Annotated in this window: 9 protein-coding genes and 2 pseudogenes; 5 read left to right on the forward strand and 6 right to left on the reverse strand. The window is 66.1% G+C overall.

The window, feature by feature from the left end; translation table 11 throughout:
* Window positions 1–69 precede the first annotated feature (69 nt).
* From JQX13_RS56115 to JQX13_RS05770, 4 genes and pseudogenes are all read right to left on the reverse strand, one after another.
* Window positions 70–273, reverse strand: a complete 204-nt coding sequence (locus JQX13_RS56115) for a winged helix-turn-helix domain-containing protein (protein WP_203408065.1) — start codon at window positions 271–273, stop codon at window positions 70–72.
* On the reverse strand, window positions 198–1,094 hold the full coding sequence (locus JQX13_RS05760) for an acyl-CoA dehydrogenase family protein (protein ID WP_430384200.1): 897 nt from the start codon (window positions 1,092–1,094) through the stop codon (window positions 198–200). The genes JQX13_RS56115 and JQX13_RS05760 overlap by 76 nt, the downstream gene beginning before the upstream one ends.
* A pseudogene (locus JQX13_RS56120) lies at window positions 1,071–1,372 on the reverse strand (acyl-CoA dehydrogenase family protein); the annotation flags it as partial. The gene JQX13_RS05760 and the pseudogene JQX13_RS56120, both read right to left, overlap by 24 nt.
* Before the next feature lie 24 nt (window positions 1,373–1,396).
* Entirely contained in the window at window positions 1,397–3,472 is a 2,076-nt protein-coding gene (locus JQX13_RS05770) for a hybrid sensor histidine kinase/response regulator (protein WP_203408067.1), read from the reverse strand.
* Window positions 3,473–3,876: 404 nt separating this feature from the next.
* Here JQX13_RS05770 and JQX13_RS05775 point away from each other — a divergent pair, with 404 nt between their 5' ends.
* From JQX13_RS05775 to JQX13_RS05785, 4 genes and pseudogenes are all read left to right on the forward strand, one after another.
* Window positions 3,877–4,755, forward strand: a complete 879-nt coding sequence (locus JQX13_RS05775; RefSeq protein ID WP_203408068.1) for a spermidine synthase — start codon at window positions 3,877–3,879, stop codon at window positions 4,753–4,755.
* Between the two features lie 203 nt (window positions 4,756–4,958).
* Window positions 4,959–5,948 (forward strand): alpha/beta hydrolase, encoded by a 990-nt coding sequence (locus JQX13_RS05780; protein WP_203408069.1) that lies wholly within the window; start codon window positions 4,959–4,961, stop codon window positions 5,946–5,948.
* A gap of 615 nt (window positions 5,949–6,563) precedes the next feature.
* Window positions 6,564–6,959 (forward strand): annotated as a pseudogene (locus tag JQX13_RS56125) (RCC1 domain-containing protein); the annotation flags it as partial.
* Window positions 6,960–6,980: 21 nt separating this feature from the next.
* Window positions 6,981–7,877, forward strand: a complete 897-nt coding sequence (locus JQX13_RS05785; protein WP_239014563.1) for an RCC1 domain-containing protein — start codon at window positions 6,981–6,983, stop codon at window positions 7,875–7,877.
* Window positions 7,878–8,205: 328 nt separating this feature from the next.
* Here JQX13_RS05785 and JQX13_RS05790 read toward each other — a convergent pair whose 3' ends face one another.
* On the reverse strand, window positions 8,206–8,889 hold the full coding sequence (locus JQX13_RS05790) for a hypothetical protein (RefSeq protein ID WP_203408071.1): 684 nt from the start codon (window positions 8,887–8,889) through the stop codon (window positions 8,206–8,208).
* Window positions 8,890–9,449: 560 nt separating this feature from the next.
* Here JQX13_RS05790 and JQX13_RS05795 point away from each other — a divergent pair.
* Entirely contained in the window at window positions 9,450–10,376 is a 927-nt protein-coding gene (locus JQX13_RS05795; RefSeq protein WP_239014564.1) for an alpha/beta fold hydrolase, read from the forward strand.
* A 393-nt stretch (window positions 10,377–10,769) separates the two neighbouring features.
* Here JQX13_RS05795 and JQX13_RS05800 read toward each other — a convergent pair whose 3' ends face one another.
* On the reverse strand, window positions 10,770–16,055 hold the full coding sequence (locus JQX13_RS05800) for a trifunctional serine/threonine-protein kinase/ATP-binding protein/sensor histidine kinase (protein ID WP_203408072.1): 5,286 nt from the start codon (window positions 16,053–16,055) through the stop codon (window positions 10,770–10,772).
* Window positions 16,056–16,139 lie beyond the last annotated feature (84 nt).

The raw sequence follows: 16,139 nt of genomic DNA on the forward strand, positions 1-16,139 counted from the left end.
ACATGGGAACGTGCGCGCTCCTGAATGCCTTCGAGGTTCCGGTCCCCAAACCATAGGAACCAAGTTCTTTCATGGGTCCGGCGCGAAGGACGGAGAAGAGTCCGGCAACTGGCCCACCCATTCAGGGCTGACGTCAACGCCCGTACGCTGCCGCAGGTACTCCGCCAGGCGCGAACGTGTCCAGCGGGTGAAGGCGATTACAGGAGGGGGAGCCCGGTGAGGAGGCGCCCGATGAAGTCCTGCAGATGATCCACCGTGGGGGCCATCACCCACCCGGCGCGCGCGTCGCGGAAGATGCGCTCCACGGGAAGATGGCGGGAGAAGGCGGCGCCACCACAGGCCTTCATCGCCAGGTCACACACCTCGAGCGCTGCCTCGATGGATGACAGGCGCGATTGGAGCAGAGGGAGGAGCGGCGCTGGAGCCGGGGGGTTGAATCCGGACAGCGCGGCGCCGAGGAGCGCTCGGGCCTGCTCGGAGCGGACGCTCATCTGCGCCAGGCGTGCGCGGAGGTTTGGCAGCTCCCTCAGGTGAGTGCCGGTTTGTGCGAAGCCTGCCTGCTGGAGATGCCGTGCCGTCGCCTCGACGGCCGCCTGGCACAGGCCATTGGACATCGCGGCCGTACCGACACAAAACCACGGCAGCACCTGCCCCACGAGCGCCGAAGCCCCCTCACCCATGGGCGTGAGGAGCGCGTCCGCGGAGAGCTGGACAGCATCCAAGGACACCGGCGCCGAGCCATTGCCGCGCAGACCGAGTCCCTCGAATCGCCCGGTGACCCGGACTCCTTCGGTACGCCGTTCCACCAGGAGCAGCACCGACTCGAGTGCGGAGGCGGCACCCGGGACCCGCGCGCACGAGATGTACGAGTCGGCATTCCCCGCGGCCGTGACCCAGGACTTCTCCGCCTGATAGGTGAACCCCTTCTCATGCGTGCGGAGCTCTGACAGGGGGGCCCAGAACTGCGAGCGCCCTCCTACTTCCGAGAGCGCCAGGGTGGTGAGGTGCCGACCCGCGGCAATCTCCCGGAGGAGCTTCGCCGTCTGCTGGGACGGGACCGCAGACGCGAGCACCTGTGCGGCGGTGGTGTGCATCACGAACACCATGGCGGTGGAAGAGCAGGCCTTCGCCAAGACCTCCACGACCGCGGCGAACGTCCGGGGCCCCTGACCTTGCCCCCCTACTCCCGTGGGAGGCACAGACCCAGGAGTCCCTGCTCGGCCAATGCCGCCACGCTGTCGCGCGGAAACGTTGCCTCCGCATCGACGGAGGCCGCTTTCGGGGCGAGGACCGTGCGAGCAAGCTCTTCGCCAAGGGAGACATACCGCAGGGAGGACTCATCCAGGAGTGGGGTCAAGGGAGTGGGGTTCATTTGGAATGAGCTCGGAGAAGGGACCTATCGCTCGCTTTCGATGATTCGCATCAACTCGTCGAGATCAACCGGCTTGAGGAGGAAGTGCTGGATACCCGCCTCCCGGGCTCGCACCCGGTCTCGCTCCTGGCCATAGCCCGTCAGCGCCACCAGGGTGACCCCGGCCATGTTCGGCTCGCCCCGGAGCCGTTGAGCGACCTGGAAGCCATCCATCCCAGGCAGGCCGAGATCCAGGACGATGAGCTCGGGTTTCTGGAGAAGCGCCTGTCCGATGGCCCCAGGCCCCTCATGGGCCAGATGGACCGTGTGTCCTCGGAACTGGAGGTACTCCATCAGGGTCTCGGCCGCGTCGATGTTGTCGTCCACCACCAGGACGCGGCGCGTGCGGACGGTCTGGGAGCGAGGAGCGGCATCCACCGGCTTCGCGTCCTGGGGGCGCTCCTGCTTGGAGGTTACGGGCAGAGACACCCTGAACTCGCTGCCACGATCCGGACCTTCGCTCCGCGCCTCGACGCTTCCTCCGTGCAACGAGACCAGATCCCGGACCAGGGTCAAGCCGATGCCAAGACCCCCGAGGTGACGCGACAGCGGCTGCTCTCCCTGTCGGAACGGCTCGAAGACGTGGGGCAGGAGCTCCGCCGGAATGCCCATACCCGTGTCCCGGATGCTCACGACGACGCGGTCCGCCTCCTCGAAGACCGACACGGCGATGTCTCCGCCCGGTGGCGTGAACTTGGCCGCGTTGTTCAACAAATTCACGAAGACCTGCTCGAGACGCGCCGGATCTCCTTGCAGGAAATGCGACGCGCTCCCGAGCTCCACCGACAGCCGGTGTTGCTGGGTCATGAGCCGCACCCCGTCCAGGGCTCGATGGAGTACATCCTCCAAGAGCAGGGGCTCCGGGAAGACCTGGACCTTGCCCCGGGTAATGCGGGAGACATCCAGAAGATCATCGAGCAGGCGTGTCATGTGCTTGACCTGCCGCGCGAGCATCTCGCAGATCTTCGTCCGCTGGGGAGCCTCCGCCGTGGGGAGGAGCGTGACGGCCGTGAGCATCGGCGCCAGGGGGTTCCGCAACTCGTGGCCGAGCATGGCCATGAACTCGTCCTTGCGACGATCCTTCTCGGCCAACGCATCCGCCCGCTGCTGGAGCGCCGCCTGCGCCTCCATGCGCTCGAGGGAAATCGCCGCCAGGTGGGTCATCACCTCGAGGAGTTGGAGTTCCTCCGAATGGGGCGCCCGGCTGTCCCGGGCGTGCACGTCCAACCGCCCTCGCGGGTGTCCCTCCGCAGTCAGGATGGGCATGGACCAGTACGCCCGCAGCCCATATTTCGTCACCAGTTCCCTGGGTCCGCGCCACCCGGGATGGCGGGTGACGTCCTCGATGACAACTCGCTCGAGGCCGGGGGCCGCCCTGCCTGGAACGGAGGACTCCTCCAGGAGTGCCCCCGTGAGCAGCCGGGCATCGACCTCGTCCAGGTTCGATGACGCCACCACCCGCATCTCGTTCTCGTGCTCCCCGAGTCTGATGAGGCAGGAGGAGCCCGGCAGCAGGTGTTTCGCCACGCCCATGAGGGAGCGGAAGATTGCATCCAAGGGCTCTCCTCGGACCACCTGCTCGAGGATTTGTCGTTGCGCCTCCAGCACGGCTTCCGCGCGTTTGCGCGCGGTCTCATCCATCAGGAGGATGAACAACCGGTCGGCCTTCCCGTGGGAGTCACGGAGGACACGGGCCGTCTCCCGTAGCCACACCACCCGGCCATCCATGGAGACAACCCTGTACTCCAGCTCGTGATCCACGGCTTTGGACGTGAAGAGCTGGCACAACTGGATGGTCTTGGCCCGATCCTCCGGGTGGAGAATGGATTCCCAGAAGCCGCTCAGGAGCCAGTTCTCGGAGGGGTAGCCGAGAAGCTGCTCCGCACGACGGCTCACATAGGTGAAGACACATTGCTTGGCGTCATACTCGGCGACGATGGAGTCGAGCCCTTCGATCAGTTCCTGGAAGCGAGCCTCCTCTGAAGTCGGTCGCGAGTCGCCGTGGGGCTCCCGAGGGAGGGGGGAACTCGAAGTGAACAACCGCTGGTCTCGCTCCGGCATGACTCCTCACACAGGGACCAGGGTCGGCCCCACAACACATTGCCCGTACCTTGGTATGAGGCGGCAACCAAGGGACGAGATCTAATACGTCTTCCGGTAGACTTACCGTTGGTTCCAGGCCGTGGTGGCCGTGGGCTGGACGGACTTCGACGAGGACGACCACACCACGTTGGTGGCCTCGCTGCTGGGAACTGCTGGCGAGACCCGAAGCCCGGTTGCGGCCTCTCATTGAACGCTTCGCCCAACTCATCTGCGAGCAGCTCGTTTTCCGTGAAGTCTTTGGTCTTTCATGAGGGGATGCCTCAGCCTGATGGGTTACAGGTGTCCGTCGGAGTGCCGACAGATGCACTCCAGGCCACCGGCCCCCACGCTCCCTCGGCACTAGCGTCATTCCGGGAGGCATCATGCGACGCGACGCTCGACGGCTGGCCCTGGTGGCGGTGCTGGTGCTCTTGAGCTGGTCGGTCTCCGGCACCCGCACGGTGCTGTACGAAAGGGAGTCCGCGTACAACCACATCGTCGTCAGCGAGGATCGCGGGGGCCGGCGCTATCTACAGTTCGAGAAGGGCGGCGCACTGCAGAGTGTGGTGAGGCCAGGTCATCCGCTGGAGCTGGAGCTGCCCTACACCCGGGTAGCGATGGTGGGACTGGCCTTCGTGCCGGCGCCACGACGCATCCTGGTAGTGGGCCTGGGGGGCGGCGCCATGCCCATGTTCCTGCGCGCCCTGCTGCCCGAGGCCCATATCGACGTGGTGGACATCGACCCGGATGTGGTGGAGGTGGCACGGCGCTACTTCGGTTTCCAGGAAGACCCGGCCCTCCGCGCGCACGTGGCCGATGGTCGACGGTTCATCGAATCACCCGGTCCCGCATATGACCTCATCCTCCTGGATGCGTACGGTGCGCGCAGCATCCCCAAGCACCTGGTGACACGCGAGTTCCTCGCGGCGGTGCGGGCGCGCCTGACCGGGGCAGGCGCGGTGGTGAGCAACGTCTGGGAGCAGCGATCCAACCCGCTGTTCGACTCGATGGTCCGCACCTACCAGGAGGGCTTCGTCCAACTGTACACATTCCAGGTGCCGTCGAGTGACAACCGCATCCTGGTGGGGCTGCCACATTCGGTGAAGCCATCACGGGAGGCACTGGAGGCACGTGCCGAGCGGCTGGAGCGCGAGCGGGGAGTGCCTTTCGACCTGAGTGCGTTGGTGGTTCGCGGGTACGAGGACGCGACGGATCGCCCCGCACGCGGACAGGAACTGGTGGACCCGGCCGGGTCTCCCTGATCCGAAGCGGAGCCCGACGGTCAGGACACCGGCAGGAAGCGCGGCTCTCGTTCGTCTTCACATCCCCGTGGGGAATGGCCTGGGCTGCGTTGACGAGCACGTTGGCGAGATGGAGCGGAAACGCTGTGGGGAAGCCATTTCCCCAATGAATAGCCTAGATCATTCGTCAGCGAAAGAGGGTTGCCAGAACAACTGGAGGATTCATGCCTTTGAGTTCGGATGTCCGGGAAGTGCTGAAAGCGTGGGGCCGCGGAGCCGAGGCCATCGGAGAAGTGTTACAGGGGCAGGGAAGCGCTACCTGGGACGAAGCGCGCTCAACCTATCTTGGTACACTCGCACAGCTTTTTCCGGCGCCTGAGGGCGTCTCGTTCGCCGAGGTCGACATGGGCGGGGTGCCAGGAACGCTGGTAACGCCCGAGAAAGTCGAAGATGGCAGGGTACTCTTCTATATACACGGGGGCGGTTACGCGAGCGGCGGTCCAAAGGGATATCACGGGCTTGCCGGTCGCTATGCCCAGCTCCTGCGTGCCAGAGTCTACATTCCTGATTACCGCCTGGCTCCCGAGCATCGGTTTCCGGTGCCAATCGACGACACGTTCGTTGCTTATCGATCGTTGCTCGAGCAAGGGCACTCTCCACGATCGATCGCCATTTCTGGCGACTCTGCCGGCGGCGCAATGGTTGTCACCATCATGAGGAGGGCGCGCGATGCGGGTGTGCCGCTTCCGGTGGCAGGTGTCGCCATTTCACCCTGGGCGAACCTCACCCACAGCGGCGCATCGGCCAAGGAGCGTGATGGCCTCGATCCGCTATGCAGCCTTCATTTCCTTACCCTCCTCGCCCGGAACTTTCTCGGAGATACGCTGCCCACGGCCCCAGATGCGTCGCCCGTCTTTGCGGACGTACGTGGGCTTTCACCGATCCTCGTACAGATCGGCGAGAACGAGGTGATGTTGAGCGATGCGATCCGACTCGCGGCGCATCTCGGCGAGAACCGGGTTCGGGTTTCGCTCGAGGTCTGGCCCGGCATGTTTCACGTCTGGCACCTATTCGGCAACCTGATGCCTGAAGCGGATCAGGCGCTTCGTAATGCGGCCGCCTTCCTGGAGACCGCATTTACAATGGCAGGACTGACTCCAGCTGCGCCGTACTCCACACCTGTCGATAGACCTGGTCACCAGGACATTGAGTGAGTCCGGAGGCCGGCGCGGGCTCGGGCGGAGTGGGTCCGCGCCACCTGATGCGCCGCACGTCATCCACCATGCGTGGCTCGCTCGACTACCGGCGGACTTGCATATTCGCCATGCGTTTCTACATGCATCTGGTCTGACTCAATGGCACCCAAGTACCCCGTGCTGGAGGAAGCAGGGTTCGGCAGGTGGTGGGGTCCGTCCCTAACGGCGACCCGGGCTCGGCCGGAACCACGTGGGCGGACGGCGCACGTCCTTCCGGCCCGGGCTCTACGACAAATCTGGTCACAAGCCCAGACAAAATTCGTCACCCCATCACCAGCAGGCAGGCAGGCCGACGGTGATTTCAAGGGGTGTACGATCCAGACATTGGCACGCCTGGTGCTCCATGGCCCGTTGTTCCTGGCACCCCTCACACAAATGAGCCAGGGACCCGTGCTCACGAACGTGCGTTCGTGCGGCACTTCCATGTCTTGAGAAAGGCATCATTGAGTGAGAAGGCTTTGGATGGCATTGCTCTCGGTCGCGCTGATGACCGGTTGCGATGACGGGCGGGGAACGCCGCCCCAGGGCCATGTATCACCTGAGCCTTCGAGCACGGCCACGAGGCGGCAGGGCATGGCGAAGGGCCGGGCCCTGCTGGACAGTGAATCCGATTCTCATGGAAAGCCTGGAGTGGATACCTCGGAGCGCACGGCTCTCGAGCGACGAGCGAGGGGCGCGTCCCGCCGGAACCGGCTCGCGGCCGGGCGTGGACATTCCCTGTCGCTGGGTGCGGATGGCACGGTCTGGGCCTGGGGGGGAAATTGGAGCGCTCAACTGGGGGACGGGACCTGGGGAAGACCCCTCCAGCCGGTGAAGGTACAGGGCCTCGATGGGGTGAAATCCCTCGCGGCCGGCGACGATTTTTCCTTGGCGTTACGAGAGGACGGAACCGTCTGGGCCTGGGGTTCCAACTCCCGCGGTCAGCTTGGCCCGTCCGCGCCCCCGGGCGCCTCCTCCACTCCGTCGCAGGTTCCTGGTCTGACGGACATCGTGGCCATCGCGACCGGCCACAGCCACGCCCTGGCCGTACGCGGGGATGGCACCGTCTGGGCTTGGGGTAGCAACTTCATTGGCGAGCTCGGGAGGCCCGCGAACTACTCCGCCAATCCCACGCCGACGCAGGTTTCGGGCCTCTCGGGCATCATCACTGTCGCGGCCGACTTCACCTTCTCCATGGCGTTGCGAGAGGATGGCACCGTCTGGGCCTGGGGTGGCAACGGAGACGGTCAGCTCGGGGATGGCTCGGGGAGTCGGCCGCGGCAGATAGGAGGGTTGACGGACGTCATCTCCCTGAATGCAGCTGAGACGCATGCCCTGGTGATGCGCAAGGATGGCTCTGTTTGGGGCTGGGGTGACAATCAAAATGGACAACTCGCTACCGGCTCGGAGATTCGATTCTCGCCGGTGCAGGTGCTGGGCCTGGCGAATGCGGTGGCGGTTTCGGCCAACAACATGCGCTCCTTGGCCCTGCGAGAGGATGGCACCGTCTGGTCCTGGGGTTACAACTCGTACGGGCAACTCGGGGATGGCACGAGGATGACCCGGCACAAGCCAGCCCCCGTGCAGGGCCTCTCCCACGTGACGGAGATCTCGGCGGGTGGAGCCCTCTCCCTGGCACTGCTCCAAAATGGCACGGTGTGGGGTTTTGGCGACAACAGCTCGAGTCAAATCGACGATTCAAAGCAGCTCACCTATCCTACCCCCGTCCAGCGTCCGGGGCTCGCGGGAGTCGTGACTATCTCCGCGGGCCCTGCTCACGTCCTGGCCGTGCTCTCCGACGGTACGGCTCGCGCCTGGGGCAGTAATGTGTATGACCAGATTGGAGACGGAGTGTCGAGCATCCATTCCACTCCAGTCCTCGTGCCACTGCCGACTTCCGAGCCCTGAGCCGTCCATGAGCGTTTGAATGCTCCACGGAGGTCCAGGCACACTGTTGAATCCGTGTGCCTGGGCTTCCCGGGTTCGCATGCGCTCCGCATGGCCGGATGCACCGCGCGCCAACAGGTGGCATACATGGGAACGTGCGCGCTCGGCCCGCCTCACGCGCACATGCGCCCGCTCCTGTTGAACGGCGCCGGAACATCATGGTGTTCGACAATGGCGGCAGGGCCGGCTTCGGTGCCGGCGCGAACGGGGAGCCCACCTACCCGAACCAGTTTCGGCCCTATTCGCGGGTGATCGAGTTCGACGGCCGATGGGGCGAGTCGATGCCTGGTCATGGGGGTTTGATGGGGGGTGGTGAGGGTCGGGCTTGGTGCAGGGTGCTCCGGTACACGGCCAGGTCCACGGATGTGGACGGGACCGGAGCGAGCCAAGGGCGGTCCAGGGGCGGGAGGCCGACGCAACAGACCCGGATCGGCCGAGTACGCGCGGTGTGTTCCAGGTCGTCGAGGACGCGATGGAGCCGGTCTTGGCCGAAAGGACAGTACAGGAAGAAAACAGTGCCGATGGTGATGAAGCGGATCAGGTCCACGGCGTCGCCCTCGACAAAGCGCACGCGACTCAGGTTCAGCCACGCCGCGCGTCCGCGTGCGGCCTGCACCAGTCCAGGCTGGAGCTCGAGGCCGATGCACCCGGCTCCCGTGAGCAGGTGCGTCAGCACGACGGCCCTTCCCAGTCCAGCTCCGACGTCCACGAAAACGTCGTCGCTCGTCACCGCGGCTTGCTGCACGGCTTCGAGCACCGTTGCCACGGGACAAGGCAAGTACGGCACGCACCCGCGCGGGAGGAGGGGATCGTCCTCGGGCAGCTCGTCGATGTCCCACAGGAGGTCCAGCCAGGCATCGCGGTCCTCCGCGCAAACCCCGGTCAGCGCCGCCCTGAAGGTCGCAGGCGCGAGCCCGTTGCGCATGAGTGAGCTGCGCAGCACCTTCGCAGCATCCTGGGAGGTCTGTCGCATCGAGCGGACCCTAGCAAACGTATAGGAAGCATGGGAGCCCAGTCGACGGTGGGGTGCCCTCCGAGTGTGAGTCCGACGGGTGTCCTAAACTTCGTAGGTGACGACTCCCACGAGTCCCCGTCATCTCTCCCTCGCACCATGCGCTCCCGACGCGCATGCAGTGGACTTCCAGAACGCCCGGCTCCTGCTCGAGCAATTCTCGACGCCGGAGGGCCTCGTGGCCTGGTGACAAGGTTGGCGCCTGGGTCCGGGGTTTGTGTTCGACTTCCAAGAAGATGAAAACTTTATGTTTCATCTATTGGTAATCAGCCGCCTCCATGCGCCAGTGAGCCTTCAGCGGAATACACGCCTCACCCATTTTCACTTATCCGCCAATTCTACATGTATACTGCGCGCCATCTGGCTCGAACGCGGTGGCCGCGCCAGTCACCGTCGGGCTGGATTTCTCCGCAGTGATTCCATCCGAGGAGATGTTCATGGGTTTGAGATGGTTTGCTCTGGTTGCCGTATGGCTCGTATGTGCCACGCCCGCGTTCGCGGAGGCGCCGCGGGAGAAGAAGGTGAGGAGCACCCTCAGCACGGACGCTGGGACCGGTGTGCAACACCAGTATGCGGACATCAACGGCATCCGCATGCATTACGTGACGCGCGGTGCCGGTGAACCCATCATCTTCCTCCATGGCTTCCCCGAGTACTGGGGCATCTGGAAGAAGCAGCTCGAGGAGCTGGGCAAGGACCATTGGGTCATCGCCCCGGACATGCGTGGCTACAACCTGAGCTCGAAGCCGGCCGGCGTCGAGCCGTACCATATCGAGCACCTGGTGGCTGACATCCGCGCACTGGCGGACCACCTGAAGATCAAGAAGTTCACCCTGGTCTCACAGGACTGGGGCGCGCTGGTGGGCTGGAGCTTCGTGCTGCGCCACCCCGAGTACGTGCGCCGGTTCGTCACCATCAACATCACGCACCCTGCCCTCTTCAACCGGGACCTGCGCGAGAACGCAGCTCAGCAGCAGGCCAGCCAATACATGCTGCTCTTCCGCTCGCCCGAGGCCGAGGCATTCATCATGGCCGATGACTACGCCTTCGGGCGGCAGGGGATGATCGAGGCCGCCCGAGAGCTGGGCGCCCAGATCTCCGCCGAGGACGAGGCCGATCTGATCGCCGCCTGGAAGCAGCCGGGCGCCATCACCGGTGGGCTCAACTACTACCGGGCGGCGGAGATCGGTCCTCCCGATGGCCTGGGCAGCCAGGGTGGCAGCAACCTCTTGGACGGGCTGCAGCCGCAACAGCTCAAGGTGTACCTGCCCGTGCTCTTCATCCACGGTGAGATGGACCCCTATCTCTTGCCGTCTGGCCAGGTGGGGTTGGAGGAGTACGTGCAGGACCTCTCCTTCCGGCGCATCCCCGATGCGGACCACTCGGTCACCTTGGAGAAGCCGGCGCTCGTCACGCAGTACATTCGCGAGTTCATGCTGGAGAATTAGCTCCCGTGACAGGCTGCCGGCCGGCACCTTCATCACCAACATGTACCACCCGGAACCCCTTCACCTACTCCATCGCGGTGGCCGGCAGCTCGAAGTTCTGCGTCCGCAACAACAACACCCTATCTGGCCAGCCTTGCTCGAGGTGAGCGGGAGGGAGTTGTGGGTGGTGGGTGCGCCAGGCGCAGCACCGTACTCCTGAGCAACTCGGCCCACCGCACTCGCGACGTCTTCTCCTTCAGCGGCTCCTTGCGGTTTGGGAACCCGCGTCCTCTCCATACCCTCACCCCGTCCCTCTCCCAGAGGGAGAGGGGTGGGTCTTCAATTGCCCATCCTGCGGTTCGGTGAGCCCAGTGGCACCGTGCGTGTCGAAGCCGGTCTCTTCGCCCCGGGGGCTCAGGCGAGCGGGAGCTCCAGCGTGGCCGTGGCGCCCTGGCCCGGCCCGTCACTCTCCAGGAGGAGCCGGCCTCCCAGCATCTTCGCCGCCAGGGCACTGGAGTGCAGGCCCAGTCCGTGCCCCCCCTCCCGCGTGGTGAAGCCCTGGGAGAAGAGCCGAGCCCGATTCTCCCGCGCGATGCCCACCCCGTTGTCCTTCACCTGGATGCGCGCCGTGTTGCCCACCGCGTCGAGCCGCACGTGCATGTGACGTTGTCCCTCGGGCAGGGCCTGGGTGGCGTTCTTGGCGTTGCTGATCAGATTGATGAGGATCTGCAGCACCTTGTGTTTGTCCAGGCGGACCCTGGGCAGGGTGGTGAGTTCCCGGGAGACGGTGAGACCGTGGCGCTGGAGCGCGGGCCGCTGAATGCTCAGCGCATCCTCGACGAGGAGGGAGAGGTCACACTCCTCGGTGACGAGCGTACTGCGGGCATACGTCTGCTGGACCTGGACGATGGCGCGGATGTGCTCGATGTGCAGGCCCATCGCGCTCATGCCCTCCTTGAGCATCGTCTGCTCGGTGAGCAGCGCGTCGGCGAGGGCGGAGACATAGTCCGTCAGCCGCGAGCCCAGGGGATTCTGGGTGAGGAAGTCCTCCAGGTCGTTCTGGTGCTCCTCGAGCAGGGTGGAGACCTGCTTCAGCCTTCCCATGCGGGAGGCGTTCACCATCTCGCGCATCATCTGGAGGTTGATGACGGCGCTGGTGAGGACGTTGCCGACGTTGTGGAGCACGTTGGCGGCGATCTCCGCCATGCCGGCCGAGCGCGCCGTGTCCACCAACCGGGATTGGGCCTGCTTCAGCTCGCGGGTGCGCTCCTCCACCCGCTTCTCCAGCTCGTCATTGACCTGGCGCAGGGCCGTCTCGGCGCGTTGGACCTCGGCGTACAGCCGGGCGTTCTCGATGGAGATGGCCGCCTGGGAGGCCAGGTGTCCGAGCAGCGCGAGGCGCGACGGGGTGAAGGCGTTGGTGGCGAGGCTGTTCTCCAGGTACAGCACGCCGCGGAACTCCTCCTGGCGCAGCAACGGCAGGCAGAGCACGGAGCGGGCACGACTGCGCTCGAGCCATGCATCGGCGGAGAACGGGTGCGGCAGGGACGCGTCGCCGATCAGCACGTGCTCCCGCGTGCGCTTCACGTAGGAGATGAGGGACCACGGGAGCAGGGATGACGCGTCCGCGCCGGCATCGGAGCCCTCGGGCAGGGAGCCCGAGACGGCGACGACCGAGAGCTTGTCCTCGCGAGGCAGCAACAGGGCGCCGCGCTGGGCCCCGGCGTTCTCGATGGCGACGCGCAGCAGCGTGTCCGACAGCCGCTCGAGGACGATCTCCCCGGAGATGGCCTGCTGGGCCTTCACCACGGTGAGCGCGTCGATCTGCGTGGAGTCCGTGTTCGTGGCGTTCGCATCGGGAGCGCCACCGGCGGTCAGCTGCGGCCACGAGGCTTCCAGGTGCGCGGCCTTGCCCTTCGCGCCCCAACGCAGCCAGTCCTCCCGGGAGCCGCGCGCGTAGTTCTCCGCGATGGAGGGCATCCACTGCTCGCGCCAGAAGCGGGCCGCCAGCTCACCCGCGAGGGCGGCGTACTGGATGAAGCCGTGCGCTCGAGCGACCTGGAGTGCCTCCTCATAGGCGCGGAAGGCTTCCTTCTCGTGGCCCTGGACACGTGCCAGCTCTCCGGAGACGAGCCGCTCGGCCATGCGGAAGGTATTGGGAGACACGCTGGCCCACTCATCCAGTTGTTGATGGTCCTTGCGCAGCAGCGCGAGGGAGCGGAGGCGCTCCTCGAGCGACATCTCCTCCAGGCCCGCGGCCAGGGACAGGGCACGGAACAGGTGGAAGTCCCGGAGCTGGATGTGGCCGAGCGAGGACCAGATCAGCTCGGCCGCCCTGGCCGCCGCCGCGAGCGCCTCCCGGTAGTCGCCGCACAGGTAGCGCGACTTCATCTTGATGATCCAATACCAGCACCGCGCGGTGCTCATGCGCTCCGGCGTCAGGGTCGCCTCGAAGGCCTCCTCGTCGAAGTCATCCCCGCTCATGGAGTTGAACGCGGGCGTGAGGCCGCGCAGCTGCTGCACGTAGCGCTGGGTGAAGTGGATGATGTCGCGCGAGTCCAGGAAGCCCGCCTTGCGGGCGAAGTCCAGGCGCGCGACGGACTCCTGGTAGACCTCCTCCAGGTCGTGCCCCAGGGCGAAGCGGTCCGTGACGATGTGGTTGCAGCAGTAGCCGGCGACCTGGATGTCACTGGACTGGAGCGCGGACTGGAAGGCCCTGCGGACGAGCTCCAGGGAGTCGGAGAGGGGCCGGGTCCAGTAGCTGATGATCTCCATGCCGTAGAGCGCCTTCGCCCGAAGGGCCGTCAGGCCATGGCGCTCGACGAGCTCACACGCGAGCTGACCGAAGGCATCGCCCTCCCGGTACCGTTTGAAGGCGGACCCCAGCACGATGCCGTACCAGGAGTACCCGTGCACGGAGGCGCTCGTGTTGCCGTGGCGGAGGCTGAGGGAGACCATCCGGCACAGGTGGAGGATGAGCAGGTTGGAGTCCGTGACGTACGCCGGTGCGAACAAGGCGCCGAGCACGCTCATCACCGCTTCCAGGTCCGGATCGGTCGAGAGGGGCAACTCGAGGAGACTCTCGATGGAGCGGTTGCCCAGCAGGGACCACACCTCCTGGTTGGCCGCCACCACCTCCTCCCAGGAGGGGTGGGGAGACATCGGCATGCCCATCAGGGTCAGACACTCCAGCAGGCAGGTGACGGCGGTCTGGATGTCCCCCATTCCGATGAGGACGTCGGTCTTCAGGCAGTAGGCGGCCGCCGTCTCCTTGCGGGTGCGGGTCCGGGCCAGGAGCTCCTCCACCAGGCGCAACGCCTCGGTCGCGCTGCCACTCATGAACTCGCAGCTCGCGTGCTCCAATCGCAGCTTGAAGGCCAGGTCCGGCGCCGTCTCCCAGGGGTCGCCGGGGAGCAACAGGAAGGCCGTCGAGAGATAGGCGACGGCCGAGCGGAACGCGGTCGCGGCCTTGGCCTTCCAACCCGCCTCGGCGTTCAGGCGAGCCACGCGCAGGCGCTCCTCGGGAGAGTCGATCAGCTCGGCTCCGGCGTTGAACTGGCTCACGACATCGAAGAGGTTCTTCTGCACCTCTTCCGGAGACAGGCTCTCCAACAACAAGCGGCCGATGCGCAGGTGGAGGGACTTGCGCTCCTCCTCGGGGATGAAGGCGTGGGCCGCCTGTTGGATGCGGTCATGGAGGAACCGGTACTGCTCCGGGCCGACGTGGACCAGCAGACCTTCCAGGAACGCGGGTTCGAGTCCCCGCTCCACCTCGTCCTCCCCGGCCTGGCTGGAGACGCGGGCCAGCATCCGGAGCGAGAAGACGTTGCCCACGCACGAGGCCAGCCGCAGCAGGTGCTGCGTCTCCAGCGGGAGGTGACGCAGCTTGCCGGCCATGAAGTCGACGACGTTGTCCGAGTAGCCCCTGCTCCGGACGGCGTCGGCGTCCCAGCGCCACGTGCCCTCCTGCGTGCGCACCAGGAGCCCATCCTCGTTGAGCGTCCGCAGGAACTGCAGCAGGAAGAAGGGATTGCCGCCGGTCTTCTCGTGAGCCAGCGCCGAGAGGGGCTGGAGGACCTCCGCGCCCGCCCCGGGGAGCGCGTCGGTGACGAGCTGCCGTACCTCCAGGAGGCTCAGGGGCTCGAGCGGGAGATCCGTCATCCGCGCCCCCATCTTGCGCAGCTCCTGGAGCTCCAGGGTCAGCGGGTGGGAGGGACTGCTGACCTCGTTGTCGCGGTACGCGCCGATGAGCAGCACCGGCGGCGTCTCCGGATGGGTGAGCAGGTGGTGGATGAGCCGGAGGCTGGCCTGGTCCGCCCACTGCAGGTCATCCAGGAAGATGACGAGCGGGTGCTCGGGGGTGGCGAACACGCCGAGGAACTTGCGGAACACCCGGTTGAAGCGATGCGAGGCCTCGGTGGGCGGCAACTCCGGGCAGGGGGGTTGCTTGCCGGCGATGAGCTCGAGCTGAGGCACCACGTCCACGAGCACCTGTCCCTGGCCCTCCCAGGCCTCCAGCAGGTACTTGCGCCAGCGGGCCAGCTCCTCGTCACTGCCGGCCAGCAGCTGCTGCGTCAGCCCCCGAATGGCCTGGGCCAGGGTGGCGTAGGGAATGGCCTGCTGGTACTGGTCGAACTTGCCGCTGAGGAAGAAGCCACGCTGGCGCACCACCGGCTTGTGCAGCTCGTGCACGACGGAGGATTTGCCAATGCCCGAGTAGCCATGGACCAGGAGGAGCTCCGGCCTTTCCCCCTGGGCCACACGCTCGAAACCCTGGAGCAGGGTGGCGGCCTGAGCGTCCCGCCCGTAGAGCCGCAGGGGGAGCTGGAAGCGGGTCGGAAAGTCGTGCACCCCGAGGGGGAAGTCCTCGTGCACACCCCGGAGCAGGTCGTCCCGGCACCGCGCGAGATCGGCCTCGAGCCCATCGGCGCTCTGGTAGCGCTCCTCCGCCACCTTGGCCAGGAGCTTCATGACGATGGCGGACAGCACGGGAGGCAGACCCGGCACCCGCGCCAGCGGCGGCGTGGGGACGACGGCCATGTGGGCATGGAACCACTCGAGCGCGTCACGCCCGCGGAAGGGCCGGCTGCCGGTCAGCAGCTCGTAGAGGGTGACGCCCAGCGAGTAGAAGTCCGTCCGGTAGTCCACCAGGCGATTCATGCGCCCCGTCTGCTCGGGGGACATGTACGCCAGCGTTCCCTCGATGAGGGAAACGGGCGCGGCATCCACATGCTCGACGAGCTGGAGGGTGGCGGAACCGAAGTCGATGAGTCGCGTCTCGCCGGAGGGGGCGACGATGATGTTCGAGGGCTTGATGTCCTTGTGGATGATGCCGCGGCGGTGCAGCTCGGCCAGCGAGGAGCACAGGGAGATGGCCAGGTCCAGGACGCGCACCACGTCGAGGGGCTGACCCGTGAGCGCGGACAGAGGCTCGCCCTCCACCTCCTCCAACAAGAGGACCGGACGTTCGCGCACCCGCTCGCAGGTATGGGCCCGGGCAACGCCCTTCACCCCCTGGAGTCGCTGGAGGATGCCGAACTCGCGGCGATAGCGCTCGTACTCACTCAACCCCGGAGACGCCGCCGTGGGCGTCTTGAGGATGAGGGCCAGGCCATCGGCATCACGGACCGCGTGAAAGAGCTGGTTGACCCCCGTGGGCTTGATGGCCCCGCGAAGGGTGTAACCCGGGATGTTCAGCATGAGCGCCCCCCCCATGGCTCGCTCGACAGTGATTGAGCGAACTGAGAGATGTCCGAATGGGAGCATGACCCGTGGATGCTCCGC

Source organism: Archangium violaceum (assembly GCF_016859125.1).
Lineage (GTDB): Bacteria > Myxococcota > Myxococcia > Myxococcales > Myxococcaceae > Archangium > Archangium violaceum_A.